The 1,489-nt window shown below is 66.8% G+C and carries 1 protein-coding gene; it reads right to left on the bottom strand.

Annotated elements, in window-relative coordinates:
• Positions 1-54 precede the first annotated feature (54 nt).
• Entirely contained in the window at positions 55-1,260 is a 1,206-nt protein-coding gene (locus AC0699_RS39725; RefSeq protein ID WP_478671593.1) for an IS110 family RNA-guided transposase, read from the bottom strand.
• Positions 1,261-1,489: the final 229 nt, after the last annotated feature.

The following is a 1,489-nucleotide window of genomic DNA, read 5'->3' as shown; positions in this document are numbered from 1 at the left end:
CTACTGATTCCCAATACGGTTGTCAACCCGGTCTGGTGACTCGCTGTGAGTGAGTCAGCCCAGCGGTTTGGGGCTGGGCGGCGCGGCGATTTCGAAGGTGCGACGGTCGCGTATGAGGGCCCACAGGACGTTGAGACGGCGTCGCGCGAGGGCGATGATTGCCTGCTTGTGGTTCTTCCCCTCGGCTTTTTTGCGTTCGTAGAAGGCTTTGGAGACGGGGCAATGCTGGGCAGCGACCTGGGCGGACATGTAGAAGACCCGCAGCAGGCGTCGGCAGTAGCGGCGGGGGCGGCGCATGTTGCCGCTGATGCGTCCGGAGTCTTTGGGGACGGGTGCCAGGCCGGCGACGCCGGCGAGGCGGTCGGAGGTGCCGAAGACGCTCATGTCGCCCCCGGTGTGGGCGATGAACTCGGCGCCCAGGACGGGGCCGATGCCGGGCATGCTCAGGATGACCTCGGCGTGCGGGTGGTCGCGAAACCGGCCCTCGATCAGGGCGTCGGTCTCGGCGATCTCCTCATCGAGGGCCATCACCTCCCTCGCCAGCCTGGCGACCATGGCGGCGGCCATCTTCTCTCCGGCAACGGCGGTGTGCTGGGCTTCGGCGGCAGCGACGGCCGTGGCGGCCACCAGCTTGTAGTTGCGGACCTTGCGATTCTTCAGCCAGGTCGCGAGCCTGCTCTTGCCGGTCCGGCGGAGTGCGGTTGGGGTCTGGTACCCGGACAGCAGGACCAGGGCGGCCTTGGAGGTGCTGTAGTCGAAGGCCCGTTCCAGGGCGGGGAAGTACTCCAGCATCTGGGCGCGCATCCGGTTGATCGCCCTGGTGCGGTCGGCCGCCAGGTCCAGGCGGCGCGAGGTGAGGATACGCAGGTCGACGGCGATGTCGTCACCGCGGTGCACGGGTTCAAGGTCGTGGCGCATACGGGCCTGGTCGGCGATGACGAAGGCGTCCTTGGCATCGCTCTTTCCGTCGCCCCGGTAGGAGCCGGAGGCGTGGTGGACAGTGCGGCCGGGGATGTAGAGGACCTGCTGGCCGTTGTCGGTCAGCAGCGCGATCATCAGCGCGGCCCCGCCGGCGTTGAGATCGATAGCCCACGTGACCGTGTTGCCCTCGCTCAGCTCCAGCACATCGGCGATCAGCTTGAGCAGCTCGGTCTCGTCGTTGTCCACCCGCCGCGACAGCCTGCGTTTGCCGTCAGCGTCGATCACTGTGCAGTGATGCGCGGCCTTTCCCGCATCCGTACCGGCCCACAGTTCAGGCACGGCCACCTCCGAAGTCGATCCTGTACCTGTCCCAGCAGACGACCTCGCCAGCGTGTCCTTACCAAGCGATCTTGCCGCGCGCATCCCAATCAGTGGCCGAGTCGTCGCGGGGCACCGGGCGGCCAATCAGTAGAAGCCACTCGTGCGGCATGAGCTTGACAGCCACACCCAGTGCCCCAGGGTCCTCCCGATCCTACGAGTGACCGGAATCAACCCACCAACAACGTAA

The sequence above is a fragment of the Streptomyces sp. NPDC043870 genome, from assembly GCF_056435785.1.
This window is presented reverse-complemented; position numbering and strand designations above follow the sequence as displayed.